At 56.2% G+C, this 22780-nt stretch carries 19 protein-coding genes; 13 read left to right on the top strand and 6 right to left on the bottom strand.

What is annotated here, in order from left to right; genetic code table 11:
• Nucleotides 1-1896: a DNA topoisomerase IV subunit B gene (gene parE / locus OCH02_RS11895; protein ID WP_218216693.1), complete on the top strand. Its 1896-nt coding sequence runs from the start codon at nt 1-3 to the stop codon at nt 1894-1896.
• A 96-nt stretch (nt 1897-1992) separates the two neighbouring features.
• Entirely contained in the window at nt 1993-2889 is an 897-nt protein-coding gene (locus OCH02_RS11890) for a LysR substrate-binding domain-containing protein (protein WP_261431439.1), read from the top strand.
• 13 nt (nt 2890-2902) lie between these two features.
• On the opposite strand, the gene OCH02_RS11885 is transcribed toward OCH02_RS11890, so the two are convergent.
• Together OCH02_RS11885 and OCH02_RS11880 are read right to left on the bottom strand one after the other, a co-directional pair.
• Nucleotides 2903-3211 (bottom strand): putative quinol monooxygenase, encoded by a 309-nt coding sequence (locus tag OCH02_RS11885; protein WP_012146960.1) that lies wholly within the window; start codon nt 3209-3211, stop codon nt 2903-2905.
• Nucleotides 3212-3370: 159 nt separating this feature from the next.
• Nucleotides 3371-3952 carry an NAD(P)H-dependent oxidoreductase gene (locus tag OCH02_RS11880; RefSeq protein WP_261431437.1) on the bottom strand — a complete coding sequence of 194 codons (582 nt, stop codon included), beginning with the start codon at nt 3950-3952 and terminating at the stop codon, nt 3371-3373.
• Between the two features lie 316 nt (nt 3953-4268).
• Between OCH02_RS11880 and parC the strand changes: the two genes are divergently transcribed.
• From parC to ftsP, 3 genes are all read left to right on the top strand, one after another.
• A complete protein-coding gene (gene parC, locus OCH02_RS11875; RefSeq protein ID WP_261431436.1) occupies nt 4269-6542 on the top strand; it encodes a DNA topoisomerase IV subunit A in 2274 nt (757 codons plus the stop codon).
• A 364-nt stretch (nt 6543-6906) separates the two neighbouring features.
• Nucleotides 6907-7644, top strand: a complete 738-nt coding sequence (locus OCH02_RS11870; protein WP_261431435.1) for a 1-acylglycerol-3-phosphate O-acyltransferase — start codon at nt 6907-6909, stop codon at nt 7642-7644.
• Nucleotides 7645-7776: 132 nt separating this feature from the next.
• Nucleotides 7777-9192: a cell division protein FtsP gene (ftsP, locus tag OCH02_RS11865; RefSeq protein WP_112364139.1), complete on the top strand. Its 1416-nt coding sequence runs from the start codon at nt 7777-7779 to the stop codon at nt 9190-9192.
• On the opposite strand, the gene OCH02_RS11860 is transcribed toward ftsP, so the two are convergent.
• Nucleotides 9189-10127, bottom strand: a complete 939-nt coding sequence (locus tag OCH02_RS11860) for a LysR family transcriptional regulator (protein ID WP_315899197.1) — start codon at nt 10125-10127, stop codon at nt 9189-9191. The two genes, ftsP and OCH02_RS11860, sit on opposite strands and share 4 nt — an antisense overlap.
• Nucleotides 10128-10258: 131 nt before the next feature.
• Between OCH02_RS11860 and xapA the strand changes: the two genes are divergently transcribed.
• The 3 genes from xapA to OCH02_RS11845 all read left to right on the top strand — a co-directional run bounded on the left by xapA (nt 10259) and on the right by OCH02_RS11845 (nt 14805).
• Entirely contained in the window at nt 10259-11080 is an 822-nt protein-coding gene (xapA, locus tag OCH02_RS11855) for a xanthosine phosphorylase (RefSeq protein WP_261431433.1), read from the top strand.
• 81 nt (nt 11081-11161) lie between these two features.
• Complete coding sequence (locus tag OCH02_RS11850; RefSeq protein WP_261431431.1) at nt 11162-12421, top strand: nucleoside permease; 1260 nt, start codon at nt 11162-11164, stop codon at nt 12419-12421.
• 218 nt (nt 12422-12639) lie between these two features.
• Nucleotides 12640-14805, top strand: coding sequence for a YgiQ family radical SAM protein (locus OCH02_RS11845; RefSeq protein WP_020828674.1), 2166 nt, complete (start codon nt 12640-12642; stop codon nt 14803-14805).
• A 61-nt stretch (nt 14806-14866) separates the two neighbouring features.
• On the opposite strand, the gene OCH02_RS11840 is transcribed toward OCH02_RS11845, so the two are convergent.
• Nucleotides 14867-15472, bottom strand: coding sequence for a transglycosylase SLT domain-containing protein (locus tag OCH02_RS11840; RefSeq protein WP_261431430.1), 606 nt, complete (start codon nt 15470-15472; stop codon nt 14867-14869).
• A gap of 281 nt (nt 15473-15753) precedes the next feature.
• Here OCH02_RS11840 and OCH02_RS11835 point away from each other — a divergent pair, with 281 nt between their 5' ends.
• The 4 genes from OCH02_RS11835 (at nt 15754) to OCH02_RS11820 (ending at nt 19197) form a co-directional block, all read left to right on the top strand.
• Nucleotides 15754-16059, top strand: a complete 306-nt coding sequence (locus OCH02_RS11835) for a PTS sugar transporter subunit IIB (RefSeq protein WP_261431429.1) — start codon at nt 15754-15756, stop codon at nt 16057-16059.
• 92 nt (nt 16060-16151) lie between these two features.
• Nucleotides 16152-17471 carry a PTS sugar transporter subunit IIC gene (locus OCH02_RS11830; RefSeq protein ID WP_261431428.1) on the top strand — a complete coding sequence of 440 codons (1320 nt, stop codon included), beginning with the start codon at nt 16152-16154 and terminating at the stop codon, nt 17469-17471.
• Complete coding sequence (locus OCH02_RS11825; protein WP_037416601.1) at nt 17468-17797, top strand: PTS lactose/cellobiose transporter subunit IIA; 330 nt, start codon at nt 17468-17470, stop codon at nt 17795-17797. The genes OCH02_RS11830 and OCH02_RS11825 overlap by 4 nt, the downstream gene beginning before the upstream one ends.
• Nucleotides 17794-19197, top strand: a complete 1404-nt coding sequence (locus OCH02_RS11820) for a GH1 family beta-glucosidase (protein ID WP_261431427.1) — start codon at nt 17794-17796, stop codon at nt 19195-19197. Before OCH02_RS11825 ends, OCH02_RS11820 begins: the two co-directional genes overlap by 4 nt.
• Nucleotides 19198-19348: 151 nt before the next feature.
• Here OCH02_RS11820 and dkgA read toward each other — a convergent pair whose 3' ends face one another.
• Together dkgA and yqhD are read right to left on the bottom strand one after the other, a co-directional pair.
• Nucleotides 19349-20173 (bottom strand): 2,5-didehydrogluconate reductase DkgA, encoded by an 825-nt coding sequence (dkgA, locus tag OCH02_RS11815; RefSeq protein WP_259190415.1) that lies wholly within the window; start codon nt 20171-20173, stop codon nt 19349-19351.
• Nucleotides 20174-20487: 314 nt separating this feature from the next.
• Nucleotides 20488-21651 (bottom strand): alcohol dehydrogenase, encoded by a 1164-nt coding sequence (gene yqhD, locus OCH02_RS11810; RefSeq protein WP_261431426.1) that lies wholly within the window; start codon nt 21649-21651, stop codon nt 20488-20490.
• A 223-nt stretch (nt 21652-21874) separates the two neighbouring features.
• On the opposite strand from yqhD, the gene OCH02_RS11805 reads away from it, so the two are divergent.
• Nucleotides 21875-22762 carry an AraC family transcriptional regulator N-terminal domain-containing protein gene (locus OCH02_RS11805; protein ID WP_410001256.1) on the top strand — a complete coding sequence of 296 codons (888 nt, stop codon included), beginning with the start codon at nt 21875-21877 and terminating at the stop codon, nt 22760-22762.
• Nucleotides 22763-22780: the final 18 nt, after the last annotated feature.

Raw genomic sequence — 22780 nt, 5'->3', positions numbered from 1 at the left:
ATGACTCAATCCAGCTATAACGCTGATGCCATTGAAGTACTCAGCGGTCTAGAACCAGTGCGCCGTCGTCCCGGCATGTATACCGACACGACGCGCCCCAATCACCTTGGCCAAGAGGTGATAGATAACAGCGTCGATGAAGCGTTGGCCGGTCACGCCAAGCGCATCGACGTGATTTTGCACGCCGATCAGTCACTGGAAGTGATCGATGACGGCCGCGGTATGCCGGTGGATATCCACCCTGAAGAAGGTGTTCCTGCGGTTGAGTTGATCATGTGTCGTCTGCATGCAGGCGGCAAGTTCTCCAATAAAAACTATCAGTTCTCCGGCGGCCTGCACGGCGTGGGTATTTCGGTGGTTAACGCCCTGTCGACCCGGGTGGAAGTTAACGTTAAGCGCGATGGTAACGTCTACAGCATTGCCTTCGAAAACGGCGACAAGGTACAGGACCTGGCGGTGACTGGCAGCTGCGGCAAACGCAATACCGGCACCAGCATCCACTTCTGGCCTGACGAGAAGTTCTTCGACAGCCCGCGTTTCTCGGTTTCGCGTCTCAGCCACCTGCTGAAAGCCAAAGCGGTACTCTGTCCTGGAGTAGAAATCTACTTCATCGACAAGCTGAACAATACCGAGCAACGCTGGTGTTATCAGGACGGCCTGACCGATTACCTGATGGAAGCGGTTAACGGCTTGATTACCCTGCCGGAAGCGGCGTTTGTCGGCAACTTTGCCGGCGACACCGAAGCGGTAGACTGGGCACTGCTGTGGCTGCCGGAAGGCGGTGAACTGCTGACCGAAAGCTACGTGAACCTGATCCCGACCATGCAGGGCGGCACCCACGTTAACGGCCTGCGTCAGGGGTTGCTGGACGCGATGCGCGAGTTCTGCGAATTCCGCAATATTCTGCCGCGCGGCGTGAAGCTTTCTGCGGAGGATATCTGGGACCGTTGTGCCTACGTGCTGTCGGTGAAGATGCAGGATCCGCAGTTCGCCGGACAGACCAAAGAGCGTCTGTCGTCGCGCCAGTGTGCGGCCTTCGTCTCCGGCGTGGTGAAAGACGCCTTCAGCCTGTGGCTGAACCAGAACATACAGGCGGCAGAACAGCTGGCCGAGCTGGCTATTTCCAGCGCCCAACGCCGTCTGCGTGCCGCCAAAAAAGTGGTGCGCAAGAAGCTGACCAGCGGTCCGGCGCTGCCGGGTAAACTGGCCGACTGCACCTCGCAGGATCTGAACATGACCGAGTTGTTCCTGGTGGAAGGGGACTCGGCGGGCGGTTCAGCCAAGCAGGCACGCGATCGTGAATACCAGGCGATCATGCCGCTGAAAGGTAAAATCCTCAATACCTGGGAAGTGTCTTCGGATGAAGTGCTGGCTTCGCAGGAAGTGCACGACATCTCGGTGGCGATTGGTATTGATCCGGACAGCGAAGATCTCAGCCAACTGCGCTATGGCAAAATCTGTATCCTGGCGGATGCGGACTCAGACGGCCTGCACATTGCCACGCTGCTGTGCGCGCTGTTCGTGCGCCACTTCCGTTCACTGGTGAAGGGCGGCCACGTCTATGTAGCGATGCCGCCTCTGTACCGTATCGACCTCGGCAAAGAGGTGTTCTATGCGCTGGATGAAGAAGAAAAGGCCGGCGTACTGGAACAGTTGAAGCGCAAAAAGGGCAAGCCTAACGTTCAGCGCTTTAAAGGGCTGGGTGAGATGAACCCGCCACAGCTGCGTGAAACCACGCTCGACCCCAATACCCGTCGTCTGGTGCAGTTAACGGTGAGCGACGAGGACGTGGATCAGACGCTGGCGGTGATGGACATGTTGCTGGCCAAGAAGCGTTCGGAAGATCGCCGTAACTGGCTGCAGGACAAAGGCGATATGGCCGAGCTGTCTGCCTGACAGACCAAGCGAAAGACTGACAGACCCGGCTTCCCCGCCGGGTCTTCTTCCCGCAGGGGGACCGCGTGCGGCACCCGACCACTCTGGGCGGAATCCATGAAAATCACCCTCGAAGAATTACTGGCGTTTACCACCGTTGTTGACAGCGGTTCCATTACTGCCGCAGCCGAACAGCTCGGTCAGACCACCTCCGGCATCAGCCGTGCTCTCAGCCGGTTGGAAAAAAAGCTCGATACGACCCTGATGCGCCGCACCACGCGACGGCTGGAGCTGACCGAAGAAGGCGAGAGTTTTCTCGGCCATGCGCGTGAAATTATCAACTCGGTGGAGAATGCCGAAGAGCAGATGGCGCTGCGCAGGCTGATCCCGGCCGGCAGGCTGCGGGTCAATGCCGCCGCACCCTTTATGGAGCATGTGATCGTGCCGCTGGTGGCGGGTTTTCGCCAAAGCTACCCGCAAATTGAGCTGGAACTGAATACCGACAATCTGATCATCGATCTGCTGGAGAAACGCACAGATATTGCCATCCGCATCGGCGCGCTGCGGGATTCGACCATTCATGCGCGCCTGCTGGGTGCCAGCCGTTTACGCATTCTCGCCAGCCCGGATTACCTCGCACGTTACGGTACACCGGCCAGCGTCGAAGCGCTGCGAGAACACAGCCTGCTGGGCTTCACCCAACCGGAGTCACTCAATCTGTGGCCGCTGCGTTATCAGCAGGCACAGCATTTTGCTATCACGCCGACCCTATCGGCTTCCAGCGGCGAAACCTTGCGGCAGTTGGCGTTGCGGGGGGAAGGGATTGTGCAGCTGGCTGATTTTATGACCCGTGACGATCGGCGTAGCGGGCGGCTGGTGCCGTTGCTGGAACAGGATACGTTGGATGTGCGCCAGCCGATTAATGCGGTCTATTACCGCAATACTCAACTGGCGGCGCGTATTACCTGTTTTCTGGACTACGTCAGTGCGCATATTGATGCGCAGACGCTATAGAGAGCGACAGGTATTAAAGTGCGTTACCCAGTACGTGAATGGTCACGCCCAGTACGCTGTCCTTGATGGTGTCGCGATGCCGATGCATGTGAGCGATATCCAGATGTTTTTCCAGGTGCGCCTGGCTGGCCCATTTTTCCAGCATAAACACCGAGTCCGGCGACAGTTTTTGCCAGGGTGCCTGGGTGTGGCTGTCGATCATGGGCGTATATTCACTACAGCCATCTTCTGCCAGTACCAGCGGTATCAGTTTCTCAATCGCCTTCAGGACAGTTTCACGGTGACCCGGTTTGGTTTTGATTTCTGCAATTACGGTGATCATCAGTACCTCATTGATTGACGTGTATTCCCGTCATACTTCAAGCCGCCTCTGTGTTGGCTGCCCGCGTTTACCCCGGTCACCTACCACTTGTACGCTCCCGGAGGTGCGTTTGCTTGCCGCCTTGATGCGACTCGAATTATTTTGGGTATATCGTATCAGTTAAGCAAAAATTTCGGCCAGATGCTCGCGATAACGTGCGATGTCGCTGTCGATATTCGGTTGTTTAATCACGTCATTACAGATAAAGGTCGGCAGTGCTTCCATACCCAGGAACTCATTGGCCTTGTGGAAGTGCAGATACACGCCGTCAACACCGACACCGTGGAAGAACTGTTCCGGGTCGGTAAAGGCTTCCAGCGGGGCGTTCCAGGTCAGGCTCAGCATGTACTTTTTACCCTGGATCAGGCCACCGGAACCGTATTTCTTACCGGCGTCGGAGCGGGTGCGGCCATCGCTGGCATACAGGCTGCCATGCCCGGCGGTGAACACTTCATCGATGTATTTTTTCAGGATCCACGGCTCGCCCATCCACCAGCCTGGCATCTGATAAATCACCACGTCGGCCCACAGATATTTTTGCACTTCGGCGTCGATGTCGTAACCGTCATCGACCACGGTCACCTGTACCTGGTGTTGCACATCGCGCAGATAGGTTTCCGCCACGTCGCTCATGGTTTGGTTGAGTTCGCCGTTGGAATGACCGAACTGTTTTTTAGCATTGATAATCAGGACATTGCTCATCTTTCACGGCACCTGTGAGAGTTAAAATATGTGATGTCTTCTGCACCAGAGGGCGGAAAACATTTCGCTGACAGGAAGTGTAATGCTTAGCAATGTAAGTAAAAATGGGATCCAGCGCACAACAGTGTTGACTGTGAGTCAATAAATGCGCCGTGGGATAGCGAAATTTTGCATAAAATCGGCCGATGAACCCGCGACACCGGACGATTGCTGCGCCATCTGTGACAGCCACCCCGCTGATGAGTTACTATCGCGGACAGAATCAACCCTTTGTCGTCCAGGGATTGCCAAGCCACGGTCTGAGGATAATTGAGTAATGAGTGATCTGACTCATGACGGTGTAGAGCGTTTACCGCTGCACACATTCACTGAAAACGCCTATCTGAACTATTCCATGTACGTCATCATGGATCGGGCGTTGCCGTACATTGGTGACGGTTTGAAGCCGGTACAACGCCGCATCATCTACGCCATGTCTGAGCTGGGGCTGAATAACAGCGCCAAATTCAAGAAATCTGCCCGTACCGTGGGTGACGTGCTGGGTAAATATCATCCGCACGGCGACAGTGCCTGCTATGAAGCCATGGTGTTGATGGCGCAGCCATTCTCTTATCGCTATCCGCTGGTAGACGGCCAGGGGAACTGGGGGGCGCCGGATGATCCGAAATCCTTCGCCGCGATGCGTTATACCGAATCCCGCCTGTCCAAATATGCGGAAGTGCTGCTGGCCGAATTGGGCCAGGGCACCGTTGACTGGGTGCCGAACTTTGACGGTACCATGCAGGAGCCGAAGATGTTGCCGGCCCGCCTGCCAAACATCCTGCTGAACGGCACCACCGGTATTGCCGTGGGTATGGCGACCGATATTCCGCCGCATAACGTGCGTGAAGTGGCCGCCGCTGCGGTGGCGTTGATCGACAAGCCCGGCGCTTCGCTGGAAGAGTTGCTCGAGTTCGTACAGGGCCCGGATTACCCGACCGAAGCCGAGATCATTACCCCGCGTGAAGAAATCCGCAAAATTTATCAGAACGGTCGTGGCTCGGTACGCATGCGCGCCGTCTGGAGTAAAGAAGACGGCAGTGCGGTGATCACCGCCTTGCCGCACCAGGTTTCCGGTGCCAAGGTGCTGGAACAGATTGCCAGCCAGATGCGTGCCAAAAAGCTGCCGATGGTTGAAGACTTGCGTGATGAATCCGATCACGAAAACCCAACGCGGCTGGTGATTGTGCCGCGCTCCAATCGAATCGATCTCGATCAGGTGATGAATCACCTGTTTGCCACGACCGATCTGGAACGCAGCTACCGCATCAACATGAACATGATTGGTCTGGACAACCGCCCACAGGTGAAAGGGCTGGTGGAAATCCTCACCGAGTGGCTGGCATTCCGCCGCGATACGGTGCGTCGCCGCCTGAACTACCGTCTGGAAAAAGTCCTGAAACGCCTGCACATCCTGGAAGGTTTGCTGGTGGCGTTCCTCAATATCGATGAAGTGATCCACATCATCCGTAGCGAGGACGAACCCAAACCGGTGCTGATGCAGCGCTTTGGCATTTCAGATACTCAGGCCGAAGCGATCCTCGAACTGAAACTGCGCCATTTGGCGAAGCTGGAAGAGTTCAAGATCCGCGGTGAGCAGGATGAGTTAGCCAAAGAGCGCGATCAACTGCAGGCGCTGTTGGCCTCCGAGCGCAAGCTGAACACCCTGATCAAAAAAGAGATCCAGGCCGATGCGCAGGCCTACGGCGACGATCGTCGCTCGCCGATTACCGAGCGTGCAGAAGCCAAGGCGATGAGCGAGCACGACTTTGTGCCGTCGGAGCCGGTGACTATCGTGCTGTCTGAAATGGGCTGGGTGCGCAGCGCCAAGGGCCATGATATCGATCCAAGTGGCCTGAGCTATAAGGCCGGTGACAGCTTCCGCAGTGCGGCACGCGGCAAGACCAACCAGCCGGTGGTGTTTATCGACTCCACCGGGCGCAGCTACGCGCTGGATCCGCTGACGCTGCCTTCGGCACGTGGGCAGGGCGAGCCGTTGACCGGCAAGCTGACGCCACCGCCGGGCGCGACCATTGAGCAGGTGCTGATGGCTGCGGACGACCAGAAGTTGCTGATGGCTTCCGATGCCGGTTATGGCTTTGTCTGTACCTTCAACGATCTGGTGGCGCGTAACCGTGCCGGTAAGGTGATGATTACTCTGCCGGATAACGCCAAAGCGCTGGCGCCGATGGAGATCCACGGTGACGATGACATGCTGCTGTCGATCACTGCCGCCGGGCGCATGTTGTTCTTCCCGGTTGCCGACCTGCCGCAACTGTCGAAAGGCAAGGGCAACAAGATTGTCTCCATCCCGTCGGCACAGGCCGCATCCGGTGAAGACAAACTGGCATGGCTGTTCGTGCTGCCGCCGCAGACCTCTGTGACCCTGCACGTGGGTAAACGCAAATTGACGCTGCGTCCGGAAGATTTGCAGAAGTTCCGTGCGGAACGTGGCCGTAAAGGCACCTCACTGCCACGTGGCCTGCAGCGAATCGACCGCGTAGAGGTTGATGCCCCGGCACGTGCGCCTACCGGTGACAGCGAAGAATAAGCCTGTGAAGGCTGGATAACCCCACGGGCGCAGCATGCTGCGCCCGCTTTATTTCCCACCACCGGCAATTATTTTCAAATAGTTAACATTTCCCGGCATAAAATTATTGTGCGTTTCGTCGACCGGCGGGAAAATAGCAAAAAAGGCGGGGCAGGTTTTCGAACCCTGCAATCAAAGAATGAATTTACCCAAAATAATTGGAGTTGCACCAAGGTGGCAAGGCGGTAAATCCCCAGGAGCTTAGTAAACTAAGTGACCGGGGTGCGCGGACGCAGCCAACACAGATGCAGCTTCAAGTATGAAGGGGATAAAGGGATCTGCGCAGCGTTTCAGGTTGCGTCGGCAGTGTGCTAATGAGGTTGTTATGTTATTAATTTTACGTGCCGTGCTCGCCACTCTGTATTGTCTTCTGGTGTGCATTTTCGGTTCTATTTACTGTTTGGTATTCCGCCCCCGTGATCCCCGCCATGTGGCGACGTTCGGTCATTTGTTTGGCCGCCTGTCCGGGTTATTTGGTCTGAAAGTTGAAGTCCGGGTGCCGGCCGATGCGGCCAAAAACGGCAACTGCATTTATATTGCCAACCACCAGAATAACTACGATATGGTAACGGCCGCCAAAGCGGTGCAGCCGCGCACCGTGACCGTGGGTAAAAAAAGCCTGCTGTGGGTCCCGTTCTTCGGCCCGCTGTATTGGGTGACCGGTAACTTGCTGATTGACCGGGATAATCGCGCCAAGGCGCACGGTACCATTGCCCAGGTGGCTGAACAGTTTAAAAAACGTGATATATCGGTCTGGATGTTTCCTGAAGGTACCCGCAGCCGCGGGCGCGGGTTGATGCCGTTTAAAACCGGCGCATTTCACGCGGCAATCGCTGCCGGGGTGCCGATTGTTCCGATCTGCGTTTCCACCACCAGCGGTAAAATTAATCTTAATCGTTGGGATAACGGTCATGCGATCGTAGAAGTGATGGAACCGATCGATATCAGTAATTACGGTAGAGAAAATGTGCGTGAGCTGGCAGCCCATTGCCATGCGCTGATGCTGGCGAAAATCGCCGAGCTGGACGCAGAAGTTGCCCAGCGCAATGCAGCCGGAAAATAATATTCCTACCGGCTTCAAAGAATGAACTTTTAAACGGCGTAAAACGCCGTTAACGCCTGGGCTCCTGCTAATCTGATTAACAGGAGCCCAGTCTTTGCACACGGTTTAGTCATTGCTTTTCATGGAGAAAATATGTCACTCAGTCGACGTCAGTTTATTCAGGCATCGGGCTTGGCGCTGTGCGCAGGAGCCGTGCCGCTGAGGGCTGAGGCGAGCGGAATGCAGACCCCATTACCTATTCCCCCGCTGCTGGAGTCCCGCCGCGGTCAGCCGCTGTTTTTAACCTTGCAGCGCGCCCATTGGGCATTTATGGATAACCGCAAGACGTCGGTGTGGGGCATTAACGGCATGTACCTTGGGCCGACGGTGCGGGTTTACAACGGTGATGACGTCAAGCTGATCTACAGCAACCGCCTGCCAGAGCCGGTGGCGATGACCATCAGCGGTCTGCAGGTGCCGGGAACCCTGATGGGTGGCGCGCCGCGCATGATGTCTCCTAACGTTGACTGGTCGCCGGTGCTGCCTATCCGTCAGAGTGCCGCCACCTGCTGGTATCACGCCAGTACCCCCAACCGCATGGCACCGCATGTTTACAACGGCCTGGCCGGGCTGTGGCTGGTCGAAGATGAAGTCAGCAAGGCATTGCCGCTGCCTAACCACTATGGCGTCGATGATTTCCCGTTGATCATTCAGGACAAGCGACTGGATAACTTCGGCACACCGGAATACGCCCCCCCGTCGCAGGGCGGCTTTATCGGCGATACGCTGTTGGTTAACGGCGTGCAAAACCCTTATGTCGAAGTGTCGCGCGGTTGGGTACGCCTGCGTCTGCTCAATGCTTCCAACTCACGTCGCTACATGCTGCAACTGAGTGACGGTCGGCCGTTAAATGTGATTGCCAGCGATCAGGGTTTCCTGCCGGCTCCGGTAGCGGTACAACAGCTTTCACTGGCACCGGGTGAGCGTCGTGAAGTGTTGATCGATATGTCGAAGGGCGATGAGGTGACGATCAGTGCCGGTGAAGCTGCGGGCATTATGGATCGCCTGCGTGGCCTGATTGAGCCTTCGAGCATCCTGGTTTCTACCCAGGTTCTGACGCTGAAACCGACCGGGTTGTTGCCGCTGGTGACCGATAACCTGCCAATGCGCCTGCTGGCGGATGAACTGCTGGACGGCAGCGTCAGCCGCACCCGTGAATTCCGTCTGGGCGATAGCCAGGCCGGGATCAACGGGGCTATCTGGGACATGAACCGTATCGATGTACAAACCCAGCAGGGCAGTTGGGAACGCTGGAATATCCATGCGGATACGCCGCAGGCATTCCATATTCAGGGCGTACGCTTCCTGGTGAAGCGGGTCAACGGTGCGCAGCCGATGGCGGAAGATCGCGGCTGGAAGGACACGGTATGGGTCGACGGTGACGTCGAGCTGCTGGTTTATTTCAACCAGTCCACCTCGGAACATTTCCCGTTCCTGTTTTACAGCCAGACGCTGGAGATGGCGGATCGCGGCAGCGCCGGCCAGTTTATGGTGCAACCGGCGCTTTAAGACGGTTGTATAGGCTTCCTCTGGGAAGCCGAACGCAGCATCTCCAGAAATGCCAGTACCACCGGCGTTGTGCTGTCGGCATGATAAATGGCATACAGATCCGCTGACGGCGCCTGCTGCAGCGGACAAAAACGCACGCCGGGCCAGGGAATACGGCCGTAACTGTCCGGCAGCAGCGTAATGCCATAGCCTTCGGCCACCAGTGCTATCAAGGTTTGCGGCTCGTTGACCTGATAGGCGATATCCGGCTTGAAACCCTGCTGCAGACACAAATTGTGCAGATAGAGCCCCAAGCTGGCTTCGTGCGGCGGCAGCACAATGAATTTTTCATGCCGCAGCGCGGCGAGCGGCAGGCTTTCCGCCTGAGCCAGTGGGTGGCCCTGCGGCAGCACCAGCGCAATATTCTCCCGTGCCAGCAGTTGGCTCGCCAGCCCCGGCAACACCTGTTCCTTTGCCTCACGCCAGACACCCATATCGATATGACGCTTTTGCAGCGCAGCAATCTGCTGGCTGGGTGTCAGTTCGTTTAACGCCCAGGTGACATTGGTCGTTTGCCCGGAAAAGCGTTTCAGCGCCGGGATCAGCCCGCCCCAGACCGAAGTGCCGACCATACCGACCACCATATGTCCGGCCTCTCCGCGCCCCAACTGCTGCACCTGATTGAGCGCATGCCCGGCCTGATCCAGCAGCATTTCTACATTGTGAAACAGCGTGCGCCCGGCCAGCGTCAATGCCATCGTGCGGGTGGTTCGCTTGAATAACTCCACGCCCAGTTGGCTCTCCAGCTCTTTAATATGCTTGCTGAGCGGCGGCTGCGAAATATTCAGTCGCAATGCCGCCTGGGTGAAGTTCATCTCCTCTGCCACCACGCGGAAGTAGTGCAGCAGGCGAAAGTTAATCCGGCTGGGATCGGGCAGTGGCTGGGGTTGCTTGATGCTGATGATCGCCTCCTGGGGCTACCAATTTATAGGTAAATGGAATAAATCGGCCGCCAATAATGTATTGGTCGCCGCCGCACCTCGCTCTCTACTATGGGGATAACCTCCCCCTCATAGAAGAGAATACAATGTTTAATCAAGAAGATGCTTTTTCCTGTGCTGAAGCGATCCGCGCCAGGTTGCCGGGCTTCCAGCCGCGCGCCGCTTTGATACTGGGCTCCGGACTGGGCGCGCTGGCGGAGGTGATGACCGACACCTTGACCCTCGACTACGCAGAGCTGCCGGGCTTCCCGGTCAGTGGTGTGGTAGGCCATGCCGGGCAACTGGTTGCCGGTTGGCTGGAAGGCGTGCCGGTACTGTGCATGAAAGGGCGTGGCCACTACTACGAAGGGCGTGGCATGCAGGTGATGACCACCGCGGTGCGCACCTTCAAACTGCTGGGTTGTGAATTCCTGCTGGCCACCAATGCTGCCGGCTCGCTGCGTCAGTCGGTGGCACCGGGCAGCCTGGTGGCACTCACCGATCACATCAATTTTATGCCTGAGTCGCCGCTGGTTGGCGATAACGATGAGCGTTTTGGCCCACGTTTCTTCAGCCTGGCCAACGCCTACGATCGCGAGCTGCGCGGACAGTTGGCTCAGGTGGCGCAAAGCGTGGGTATTCCGCTGTCCGAAGGCGTATTTGCCGCTTACACCGGGCCAAACTTCGAAACGCCGGCGGAAATTCGCATGATGCAAACATTGGGCTGTGACGTAGTCGGTATGTCTATCGTGCCGGAAGTGATCTCGGCGCGTCATTGTGGGCTGAAGGTGTTGGTGGTGTCTGCGATGACCAACTACGCCGAAGGGTTGTCCGATACGCCGCTGTCCCATGAACAAACGCTGAGCTGCGCGGCGTTGGCGGCAGAGGACTTTATGCGCCTGATCCGTGAGTTCTTCAAAACGCTGTAATGCTGTAAAACCCCTCGCGGCAGGGGGCAGGGACCCTGTCGCGCGAATCATCGTTTTAATCAGAATAATAAGGTGATGGTGATGGCAATAAAAACGCGACTGAAGGTGATGGTCTTTCTGCAGTTCTTTATTTGGGGTGCCTGGCTGGTCACGCTGGGATCCTACATGATTAACAGCCTGCATTTTAGCGGTCTGCAGGTGGGTATGGTGTACAGCGCCAAAGGTATCGCCGCGCTGATTATGCCGGGGTTGGCGGGCATTCTTGCCGATCGTTGGATCAAGGCCAATCACCTCTATGCGCTGTGTCATTTGTTCGGCGCAGGAGCGCTGTACTGTGCCGCCCAGGTTGAGCAACCTATGGTGATGTTCTGGGTAATGCTGTTCAACGCCATGGTGTATATGCCGACCATTTCGCTCTCCAACGCCATATCCTATTTTTGCCTGGAAAAGCACGGTTACGATACGGTGAAAGATTTCCCACCGGTACGGGTGTACGGCACCGTCGGCTTTATCGTAGCGATGTGGCTGATCGGTTTTAGCAGAATTGAACTCAGCAATTTGCAACTCTATCTGGCCTCCGGGGTATCGTTGTTGTTGGCGGGTTATTCGCTGACGCTGCCGAATTGCCCGACCAGCAAAGTGGAGAAGTCGAAAAGCGGGTTCAGCGTGCTGGGACTGGACGCGCTGGTATTATTTCGCCAGCGGCGTATGGCGCTGTTTTTCCTGTTTGCCATGTTGTTGGGGGCGGCACTGCAGATAACCAACACCTTCGGCAATCCGTTCCTGCATGATTTCGCCAATAATCCGTTGTATCAGGACAGCATAAGCGTCAGATACCCGGCGGTGCTGTTGTCGCTGTCACAAATCTCCGAGGTGTTCTTCATCCTCACCATCCCGTTTTTCCTGCGTCGATATGGCATCAAACAGGTGATGCTGATCAGCATGGCGGCCTGGACCCTGCGCTTCCTGTTCCTGGCCTATGGCACACCGGCCGGTTTCGGCTTTGTCCTGCTGCTGCTTTCGATGATTGTCTACGGCTGCGCCTTTGATTTCTTTAATATCTCCGGGGCTATCTTCGTGGAGAAAGAGGCCGATCATCGCATTCGTGCCAGTGCGCAAGGGCTGTTTATGACTATGGTGAACGGCATTGGCGCTTATCTGGGGGCGATTGCCAGCGGCGAAGTGGTGGATTTCTTCACCTACAACGGCGTCAAAGACTGGCAGAGTATCTGGTTGATCTTCGCGTTATATACCTTGGTGCTGGGGATCGTGTTTGCGCTGACCTTCAACTACCGGCATGACCCGCAGGTGAATACCGAACGGGTGCAGCGGACGCATTAAAAATGAGCCGGGCGCCCGCGTTGATTCAAGTACCGCAGACGCGTTGTTGTGATGGCCGACAGTCCGGCCAGAAGGCCCTATGATGACGGCGTAGGCGTGCGGAGTTAAGGGGCAAGCCCGTAGTGATGGGGCTGATATGTGAAATAACCATGCTCTTTTTGTCACTAGTGCGTATAATCGCCGCCCGGCGATTAATTAACCTGTGAAAGAGCACCAGAATGAGCACGACCAGCCTGATCCAACCCGACCGTGAATTGTTTTCCTATAAGCCTTATTGGGCCGAATGTTATGGCACCGCGCCGTTTTTACCGATGTCGCGGGAAGAGATGGACCAACTGGGCTGGGACAGCTGCGATGTGATCATTATCAGTGGTGACGCCTATGTCGATCACCCCAGTTTTGGCATGGCCATCATCGGCCGCATGCTGGAAGCGCAGGGCTTCCGCGTGGGCATCATTGCGCAGCCGGACTGGAGCAATAAAGAAGATTTCATGCGTTTGGGCAAACCGAACCTGTTCTTCGGCATCACCGCCGGCAACATGGACTCGATGATCAACCGCTATACCGCCGACCGCAAGCTGCGCCACGATGACGCTTATACCGCCGGCAACGTGGGCGGCAAACGCCCGGATCGCGCGACGCTGGTTTACAGCCAACGCTGTAAAGAAGCCTATAAAGATGTGCCGATCGTACTGGGCGGCATTGAAGCCAGCCTGCGTCGCATCGCCCACTACGATTATTGGTCGGATACCGTGCGCCGCTCGGTGCTGGTGGACTCCAAAGCCGATATGCTGATTTACGGCAACGGCGAACGTCCGTTGGTGGAAGTGGCGCACCGTCTGGCCGCCGGCGAAAAAATCAGTGAGATCCACGATATCCGCAATACGGCGGTAATGCGCAAGGGCGCGTTACCAGGCTGGACTGGCGTAGATTCTACCCGTCTGGATAAGCCAGGCCGCATTGAACCCATTCCAAACCCTTACGGCGACGATCTGCCCTGCGCCGACGGCGGTAAACCGGAACCGGAAGCCAAGCCGGTGACCGTACGCGCTGCCAAGCCGAAGCCGTGGGAAAAAACCTACGTACTGCTGCCGTCCTTTGAGAAAGTAAAGGCCGACAAGGTACTCTATGCGCACACCTCGCGTATTTTGCACCATGAAACCAACCCGGGCTGTGCTCGTGCGCTGATGCAGTCACATGGCGATCGCTATGTGTGGATCAACCCGCCGGCCATCCCGTTGACGACGCCGGAAATGGACAGCGTGTTTGCCCTGCCGTACCAGCGTATTCCGCACCCGTCATACGGCAAGGAAACCATTCCGGCCTATGACATGATCCGCTTCTCGGTCAACATCATGCGTGGCTGCTACGGCGGTTGTTCATTCTGTTCGATCACCGAGCATGAAGGGCGCATCATCCAGAGCCGTTCGGAAGACTCCATCATTCGTGAAATCGAAGAGATCCGTGACAAGGTGCCGGGCTTTACCGGTGTGATCTCCGATCTGGGCGGCCCGACGGCCAACATGTACATGCTGCGCTGCACCAACCCGCGCGCCGAGCAGACCTGCCGCCGCGCCTCGTGCGTGTATCCGGAGATCTGCACCTACATGGACACCAACCACGAGCCGACCATCAAGCTGTACCGCCGTGCGCGTTCACTGGAGGGCATCAAGAAGATCCTGATCGCCTCAGGCGTACGTTACGATCTGGCGGTGGAAGATCCGCGTTATATCAAAGAGCTGGCTACTCACCACGTGGGCGGTTATTTGAAGATTGCACCGGAACACACCGAGGAAGGTCCGCTGTCGAAAATGATGAAGCCGGGTATGGGCAGCTACGATCGCTTTAAACAGCTGTTTGACCATTACTCCAAGCTGGCTGGCAAAGAGCAGTACCTGATCCCGTATTTCATCTCTTCGCATCCGGGCACCCGCGATGAAGATATGGTGAACCTGGCGCTGTGGTTGAAGAAGAACCGTTTCCGCCTCGACCAGGTGCAGAACTTCTATCCGTCACCGATGGCTAACTCCACCACCATGTACTACAGCGGTAAAAACCCGCTGAGCCGGGTCGGTTACAAGAGTGAAGATGTGGTGATACCGAAGGGCGATCGCCAGCGTCGTCTGCACAAGGCGCTGCTGCGTTATCACGATCCGGCCAACTGGGCGATGATCCGTACCGCGCTGGAAGAGATGGGCATGAAGCACCTGATCGGCAGCCGTCGCGAGTGCCTGGTTCCGGCGCCAAGCATTGACGAGCAGCGTGAAGCCAAGCGCTTGCAGCGTCATACCCGTCCGGCGTTGACCAAGCACACTGACATCACCCGTCAGCGTACGCCGTCCAATAAGCCGCCGCGCAAGCCCATCCGCAACGGTAAACCCTAACGGTTGAGTCAGCGTTAAATGAAAAGGAGAACCCCCGGGTTCTCCTTTTTTGCATGTAAAATCACAGTTGATCGTAGGCGGCTTCTACTTTCATCAAGTGGCGTGGTGCCTGCGGGGCGGGATGATATTTACGTATGTGCCAGTTAAAGGCTTCCGGCGACAGATTGTTAATCATCGAGATAGCTTGCTGGCGGTTGCTGGAGAAGGTCCGCAACAGTGCGCCGGTGCCGTTTACGTAGGCGATGATGGTGGCGTAACGCAGATTGACCGGATTGTTGATCCCCTTAAGCTGTTGTTTTTGCAATACGGCAATATACGCGGCACCGAGATCGATATTGGTATCAGGATCCAGCAGATCGTCTTCGTCCGGGCAGCCGCGTTTGCCTTTGTAGCGGTAGGCGTCACAACCTGCGGTATCGGCTTTCAACTGCATTAAACCGATAGCATTTGACCGACTGATGGCTGCCGGGTTAAAGCCGGACTCCACCTTGATCATCGCGGCGATCAGCTTTTGATCGACGTCGTATTTATCTGCAGCATCTTCGATTGCATCGTCATAGGCATGGCGATCGTAGCTGACGCGTTTCTTCTTGCCGGCGCAACCGGCCAATACGAGCATGACGCAAAGTATGCCCAGGCGTGACCACTGTGATAGGGAAGATTTCATTGTGCTCCGTGCGTTATCTATTTTTAACGGTATTGATCCGGCGGTAGGGGCCGAATGTTGCCATCATAGCGTCAGCAGGCGGAAAGATCCTTAGTAAAAAACAGTGGTACCGGGCGCGTCTAATAGGATGAATGAGGTGTTGGCGGCAATTTTGGATCTTCTTCACAGAACCCGCTCAAACCCGGTAACCGGTTACTGAAACCGGTTGCTGTTTTTCCGTTTTTGAAACCATACTCATTCCTCAACTGACCGATTTGCACCTATTGGCTACAGGAGAACGGATGAAAAAAATATTCTTATGCTGCGCCGCCGGTATGTCCACCAGCATGGTGGTGAGTAAAATGAAAAAGTCCGCCGAACAGCAGGGTATTGAGGTGGATATTATTGCCGTGGGCATTGATGAGTTTGAAACTACGCTGGCGAATTACCAATGCTGCCTGCTTGGACCACAGATTAAATATAAGTTGGCCGATTTTAAAAAGATTGCCGACAGGGAAAATAAACCGATCGCGGTTATCAACAGCATGGATTACGGCATGATGCGCGGCGATAAAATTCTCGCTGAAGCTTTATTGATGCTCGCATAACACCATTCCCACCGGGGTCGCCTGCTGCAGCCCGTTGCCGCCGGCTTTCTCGCCCTGTGACCATTGACTCAGAACGTCCCGAGGGTTGAACCATGAGTATCAGCCAGGCCGCATTCAATTTTATTGAAAACCGCATCAGCCCCATTGCCGGTAGATTATCGACCCAGCGACATATTATGGCGATCCGCGACGGTTTTATTTCCGCGATGCCGTTTATGATCGTCGGCTCATTTTTACTGGTATTTGCCTACCCGCCTTTTTCGGCCGACAGCAGTTGGGGAATAGCCCAATGGTGGTTGGGGGCGGCGGAGAAACACCAGGTCGCTATTCTTACCCCGTTTAATATGACCATGGGGATTATGTCGATTTATATTACTGCCGCCATCGCTTATAACCTGGCACAGAGTTATAAGCTCGATCCCTTTATGGCGGCCATGCTGGCGCTGATGTCGTTTTTACTGGTCGCCGCACCGCAGAGCGAAAAGATGTTGCCGACCGCTGCGCTGGGTGGCGTGGGGATCTTCACCGCCATTTTGGTGGCGATCTACACTACCGAACTGATCCGTTTTCTCAAGCTGCACAATATCGGTATTTCATTACCGGAACAGGTGCCGGCCAAGATCAAACAGTCGTTTGATCTGCTGATCCCGATCCTGGCGGTGGTGATCACCCTGTATCCGCTTAGCCTGCTGGTGCAGCACCAGTTTAATTTACTGTTGCCGCAGGCGATCATGGCGCTGTTCCAGCCGCTGATTTCTGCCGCCGATTCGCTGCCGGCGATCCTGCTGGCGGTGCTGATCGGCCATTTATTGTGGTTCGCCGGTATTCACGGTGCGGTGATCGTCTCCGGTATGCTGCAGGCATTCTGGCTGACCAATTTGGGCATCAATCAGGATGCGTTGGCCGTCAGCCAGCCAATGCCGCATATCTTTATGGAGGCTTTCTGGACCTTCTTTATCGTCATCGGCGGATCCGGCGCTACCTTTGGGCTGGTGTTGCTTTATCTGCGCAGCCGTTCTGCTCACCTGCGTTCGATCGGCAAGCTGAGCCTGGTGCCGAGCTGCTTCAACATCAATGAACCGGTGATCTTCGGCACACCGATCGTCATGAACCCCACCTTCTTTATCCCGTTTATCACCGCGCCGATCGTCAATTCGATCATTGCCTATGCGGCCGTGAAGCTGGATCTGATTGGCCGCGTGATCTCGGTAGTGCCCTGGACGGCCCCGGCACCGATTGGCGCCGCCTGGGCCACCGGTTGGGATTTCCGCGCCGCACTGCTGGTGCTGCTGCTGGCGGCGGTATCGGCGCTGATTTACTACCCGTTCTTCAAGGTCTATGAGCAGCAGTTGCTGGATCAGGAAGTGAGTGAAGCGGAGCAGATTGAACAAACGCAGGGAGTCACCGAATGATGGATATGGAAACGGCAGTCATGGAGTTGATCATCAACGCCGGTGAGGCACGCAGCTGCGCCATGCAGGCGCTGTACGCGGCGCGGAAGTATCAGTGGGATCAGGTCGATATTTTGCTGGCGGAGTCGCAGTTGGCGGCGAAGCGAGCGCATGCCACTCAGACCGAGCTGATCGGTTTTGACGAGGGGGAAGGCAAGCTGCCGGTCAATCTGATTATGGTGCACGCGCAGGACCACATTATGAACGCCATGCTGGCGCGCGATCTGGTGGAGGAACTGGTGAGAATTTACCGATTACTGGAGCAAAACGGGGTGCAAAACCAATGAGCGTATTTCCGAAGGATTTCCTGTGGGGGGCGGCGACCGCGTCTTATCAGGTTGAGGGCGGCTTTGATGCCGACGGCAAGGGCCTGTCCAACTGGGACTTGTTCTCCCATTTGCCCGGTACGACCTATCAGGGCACCAACGGTGACGTCGCCGTCGATCACTACCATCGCTTTCGCGAAGACGTGGCGCTGATGGCCGAGCTGGGGATGCAGACCTACCGATTTTCGATCTCCTGGCCGCGATTGTTGCCGCAGGGGCGGGGCGAGGTAAACGAAGCCGGGATCCAATTCTACAGTGATTTGATCGATGAGTTGCTCAGGCACAACATCAAACCGATGATCACCCTGTACCACTGGGATCTACCGCAGGCGCTGCAGGAAGAATTTGGCGGTTGGGAATCGCGTGAGATCGTCGATGCTTTCGATGAATATGCCCGTCTGTGCTATCAGCGTTTTGGCGATCGCGTCGAACTCTGGTCCACCTTTAACGAAACCATCGTATTTATTGGTATGGGATATATCACCGGGGCGCATCCGCCCAAGTTGACCGATCCGAAGAAGGGCATTCAGGCATGCCACCACGTGTTTTTGGCCAATGCCCGCGCGGTGAAAAGCTTCCGTGACATGAAGATCAACGGTCAGATCGGCTTCGTCAACGTGCTGCAACCTAACGATCCGATCGGTGACTCGCCAGAAGATCGCCGCGCCTGCGAGTTAGCCGAGGGGATCTTCACCCATTGGCTGTACGATCCGGTGTTGAAGGGCGAATACCCGGCAGAGCTGTTGGCGATGGCGCAGCAGGCCTTTGGCGTACCCTATTTTGCACCGGGCGATGAGGCGTTGCTAAAGGACAACATCGTCGATTTTATCGGCCTTAATTACTACAAGCGCGAAATGGTGGCGCATAACGACGACGTTGAGGGCTACGCGATCAACACCAGTGGCCAGAAGGGTAGCGGGCGTGAACTGGGCTTTAAGGGGCTGTTCAAACTGGTGCGCAACCCGAACGGTGTTTATACCGACTGGGACTGGGAGGTTTATCCGCAGGGGCTGACCGATGCCATTGGCCGCATCGTCAAACGCTACGGCAACATTCCGATCTATATTACGGAGAATGGGTTGGGTGCCAAGGATCCGATCGTCGAGGGGGAAGTGCGCGATCAACCGCGTATTGACTATCTACGCGATCATATTCAGGCGATCGGTGCGGCGATCGAGCAGGGTGCCGATGTGCGCGGTTACTATCCCTGGTCGTTTATCGATCTGCTTTCCTGGCTCAACGGCTATCAAAAGCAGTACGGCTTTGTGTATGTCGATCACGACAATAATTTGGCGCGCAAGAAGAAGCAGAGTTTTGGCTGGTATCAGCGGGTGATCGCCACCAATGGCGAGCAACTGTAACGAGGGATAAAACAGCCCTCTCTTAAAAGAGAGGGCTGGTAAGAGCTAAACCTGTAGGGGTCGAACATGTTCGACCCGATTTAACCCATTGATTATGCTATCGGGCGCGGCATGCAGCGCCCCTACCATTAAACAACAGGGCTGGTTAGCATTACAGTGAGTCGGGATCCGGCCCCAGACGGTTGCCGATATCCAGTTGGGCGATATCGCTCAGTTCGTCTTTATCCAGTTTGAAATCAAACACCTCAAAGTTTTCGCGAATGCGTGATGGCGTGACCGATTTCGGGATCACGATCAGACCGCTGTCCAGGTGCCATCGCACCACGATTTGCGCCGGGGTCTTCTCGTATTTTTCCGCCAGCTGTTTGATCACCGGCTGGTCGAACACCCCTTCGCCGCCCTGCGCCAGTGGGCTCCATGATTCGGTAGCGATGTGGTGCGTTGCGTTCCAGGCGCGAAGCTGGCGTTGTTGCAGCAACGGGTGCAGTTCAATCTGGTTAATCACCGGCGCGATATTGGTTTCATCCAGCAGGCGCTGCAGATGCGGGGTATGGAAATTGCAAACCCCGATACTCTTCACCAGCCCCTGTTCACGTAGCTTAATCAGCCCGCGCCAGGCCTCGACGTATTGATCCTGCTGCGGTTTCGGCCAGTGGATCAGATACAGATCAACGTAGTCCAGCTTGAGTTTTTCCAGGCTGGTTTCCAGGGCGGCCTGTGGGTCACCCTGATCGTCGTTCCATAGCTTGGTGGTGATAAACAGTTCATCGCGCGGCACCGAGGCGGATTGCAGTGCAGCACCGACCCCTTCCTCGTTCTTGTAAATCGCAGCGGTATCGATCGAACGATACCCCACCTCCAGCGCCTTGAGCACCGCCTGGGTAGTGTCTGGAATACTCGCCTGCCAAACGCCGAGACCCAACTGCGGCATCAGATTACCATCGTGGAGTTTGATGATGGGTTGTTGCGTTGTCATGCGTATCTCCTTGTTAACGGATTGCCCGGTGCTGCATGCACCAGGAACGGCTATACCCGTCATACTTCAAGCTGCAGGTGTGTTGGCTGCGAGCGCTTACCCGAATCACTTACCTCGAGTAAGGTCATCAGGATTCTCGCTCTTGCCGTCTTCCTGCAACTCGAATTATTTAGGTTATGTCAGTAGATTCTAGTTGGCAAACCGGGGTGGTGCTGAGTTTGCTAAGCAAATTTCAGCGATGTCAGAATAGTGCTTGGGACTGCGCCCGATGACAGCTCGGGCGCAAGAGACAGAAATTAAAGCATGGCGGGCGATTAACGGGCCGCCTCATAAATACGTTGGCTGACTTCCAGGGTGATGTCCTGATGCTCGCCCAGAGCGGTCATGCCGTGCTGATGCAGCTTATCAAGCAGTGCCGGGATCGAGCTGCCGTCGAGCTGGTAATCGGCCATGCGGGTTGGCACGCCCATCTGTTCGAAGAAGGCGCGGGTGGCGGCAATGGCACCGTCAATACGGCTGTCTTCACTGCCCTCACGCAGACCCCAGACGCGGTCGGCGTACTGCAGCAGTTTTTCGCGTTTCTGCGCTTTTTTCTCGTTCAGCAGTGCCGGCAGGACGATGGCCAGCGTCTGGGCATGATCCAAACCGTGCATGGCGGTTAACTCGTGGCCCAGCATATGGGTTGCCCAGTCTTGCGGCACACCGGCACCGATCAGACCGTTCAATGCCATGGTGGCGCTCCACATTACGTTGGCGCGCACGGCATAGTTTTCCGGCTCGGCCAGCGCACGCGGGCCATCTTCCAGTAGCGTCAGCAGCAGGCCTTCGGCAAAGCGATCCTGCACTTTCGCCTCGACCGGATAGGTCAGGTACTGCTCAATGGTGTGGATAAAGGCATCGACCACGCCGTTGGCGATCTGGCGCGGTGGCAGCGAATAGGTCACTACCGGATCCAGTACCGCAAACAGTGGCTGAACGTATGGCGAGAAGAAATGCTGTTTGTCGCCGCTGCTTTTACGGGTGATCACCGCGCCGCTGTTGGATTCAGAACCGGTAGCCGGCAGTGTCAGCACGCAGCCCATCGGCACCGCGCCTTTGATTTCGCTGCCGACGGTTTTCAGGATATGCCATGGGTCGCTATCTGCCTGATAGTGAGCCGCTGCGGCGATAAACTTGGTGCCATCGACCACCGAACCCCCACCGACGGCCAGCAGGAAATCGATGTTTTCTGCACGCACTGTCTCGACCGCTTTCATCAGCGTTTCGTAGGTTGGGTTAGGTTCAATGCCGGAGAACTCCTGCACGTTGCGACCCGCCAGTGCGGAATAAACCTGATCCAGCACGCCGTTTTTCTTCACGCTGCCGCCGCCGTAGGTGATCAGAATGCGTGCATCGGCAGGGATCTGCTGCGCCAGGCCGGCGATTTGGTCTTGGCCGAACAGGATTTTGGTTGGGGTATGGAGAATAAAGTTTTGCATGGCTGATTTCTCTTCTGCATAAGGCAAGCGCCGGATGGCGCAAAGTATCTGGGGTGTATTGTCAGTAACCTGGCCCCGAAGCACAATGCTCATTCCTGCCCGAGTCTTGCCTATTCCTACAAAGCGTTGTAGAAAAATAGAGTTTTAAACTATTATTTATGCCGAATTGTTCTTGATGTAAGAGGGTGTTTCCGTGAGTGAAATCGATGAACTGCGCGGCCGTATGGCGCGCCAGGCGGCCGGCTTTGCCGAGAGCAACGGTTATACCCCTTCGCCGGTGCCACTGGTGAAAATCCTCTATGTGGATCGTCATTGCCCGCGTCAGCCAGTGATGTACGAACCTGGGGTGGTGATCATTTTCCAGGGGCACAAAGTGGGTTACTGCGGCAATCGGGTGTTTCAATACGATCCACGTAACTATCTGTTGATGACGGTACCGCTGCCGTTCGAATGCGAAACCTTTGCCAGCCCGGAACTGCCGCTGGTGGGGCTGGCGGTGAACATCGACAGCCAGATGCTGCAGGATCTGTTGATCGACATCGGCGATGACGACTACCTGATGAAACCGCGCAGAGAAAGCAGCGGGGTTAATCTGGCCGAACTGTCGGAAGAGCTGCTGTGCGCCACCGAACGCTTGCTGGACGTGATGGCCAAGCCGCTCGATGCACGGGTATTGGGGCCGCAGATTGTGCGTGAAATTTTGTACCATGTGTTGCGTGGCAGCTGCGGGACGTCGTTGCAGGAACTGGTCAATCGCCATACCCACTTTAGCCAAATCGCCAAGGCGCTGCGGCGCATCGAGAACCAATATGCCGACAGCCTCAACGTTGAGCAGTTGGCGGGGGAGGTGAATATGAGCATTTCGGCGTTTCACCATAACTTTAAGGCGGTGACCAATACCTCGCCGTTGCAGTATGTGAAGTCCTATCGGCTGCACAAGGCGCGTCTGCTGATGGTCCACGACGGCCTGAAGGCCAGCACCGCCGCGATCCGCGTTGGCTATGAGAGTGCCTCGCAATTCAGCCGCGAATTCAAACGCTTCTTCGGCGTGACGCCAAGCGACGAAGTGGCCCGACTGCGTGATAACCCTCCTTTAATGATGGAGGGCTAATCCCGCAGCCGGGGCGGC

It is taken from the genome of Serratia quinivorans (genome assembly GCF_946227985.1).
Classification (GTDB): Bacteria; Pseudomonadota; Gammaproteobacteria; order Enterobacterales; family Enterobacteriaceae; genus Serratia; species Serratia quinivorans_A.
This window is presented reverse-complemented; position numbering and strand designations above follow the sequence as displayed.

Coding starts and splice junctions, on each gene's coding strand:
- parE (WP_218216693.1), top strand. CDS start 1: ATGACTCAATCCAGCTATAACGCTGATGCCATTGAAGTACTCAGCGGT.
- OCH02_RS11890 (WP_261431439.1), top strand. CDS start 1,993: ATGAAAATCACCCTCGAAGAATTACTGGCGTTTACCACCGTTGTTGAC.
- OCH02_RS11885 (WP_012146960.1), bottom strand. CDS start 3,211: ATGATCACCGTAATTGCAGAAATCAAAACCAAACCGGGTCACCGTGAA.
- OCH02_RS11880 (WP_261431437.1), bottom strand. CDS start 3,952: ATGAGCAATGTCCTGATTATCAATGCTAAAAAACAGTTCGGTCATTCC.
- parC (WP_261431436.1), top strand. CDS start 4,269: ATGAGTGATCTGACTCATGACGGTGTAGAGCGTTTACCGCTGCACACA.
- OCH02_RS11870 (WP_261431435.1), top strand. CDS start 6,907: ATGTTATTAATTTTACGTGCCGTGCTCGCCACTCTGTATTGTCTTCTG.
- ftsP (WP_112364139.1), top strand. CDS start 7,777: ATGTCACTCAGTCGACGTCAGTTTATTCAGGCATCGGGCTTGGCGCTG.
- xapA (WP_261431433.1), top strand. CDS start 10,259: ATGTTTAATCAAGAAGATGCTTTTTCCTGTGCTGAAGCGATCCGCGCC.
- OCH02_RS11850 (WP_261431431.1), top strand. CDS start 11,162: ATGGCAATAAAAACGCGACTGAAGGTGATGGTCTTTCTGCAGTTCTTT.
- OCH02_RS11845 (WP_020828674.1), top strand. CDS start 12,640: ATGAGCACGACCAGCCTGATCCAACCCGACCGTGAATTGTTTTCCTAT.
- OCH02_RS11840 (WP_261431430.1), bottom strand. CDS start 15,472: ATGAAATCTTCCCTATCACAGTGGTCACGCCTGGGCATACTTTGCGTC.
- OCH02_RS11835 (WP_261431429.1), top strand. CDS start 15,754: ATGAAAAAAATATTCTTATGCTGCGCCGCCGGTATGTCCACCAGCATG.
- OCH02_RS11830 (WP_261431428.1), top strand. CDS start 16,152: ATGAGTATCAGCCAGGCCGCATTCAATTTTATTGAAAACCGCATCAGC.
- OCH02_RS11825 (WP_037416601.1), top strand. CDS start 17,468: ATGATGGATATGGAAACGGCAGTCATGGAGTTGATCATCAACGCCGGT.
- OCH02_RS11820 (WP_261431427.1), top strand. CDS start 17,794: ATGAGCGTATTTCCGAAGGATTTCCTGTGGGGGGCGGCGACCGCGTCT.
- dkgA (WP_259190415.1), bottom strand. CDS start 20,173: ATGACAACGCAACAACCCATCATCAAACTCCACGATGGTAATCTGATG.
- yqhD (WP_261431426.1), bottom strand. CDS start 21,651: ATGCAAAACTTTATTCTCCATACCCCAACCAAAATCCTGTTCGGCCAA.
- OCH02_RS11805 (WP_410001256.1), top strand. CDS start 21,875: ATGGCGCGCCAGGCGGCCGGCTTTGCCGAGAGCAACGGTTATACCCCT.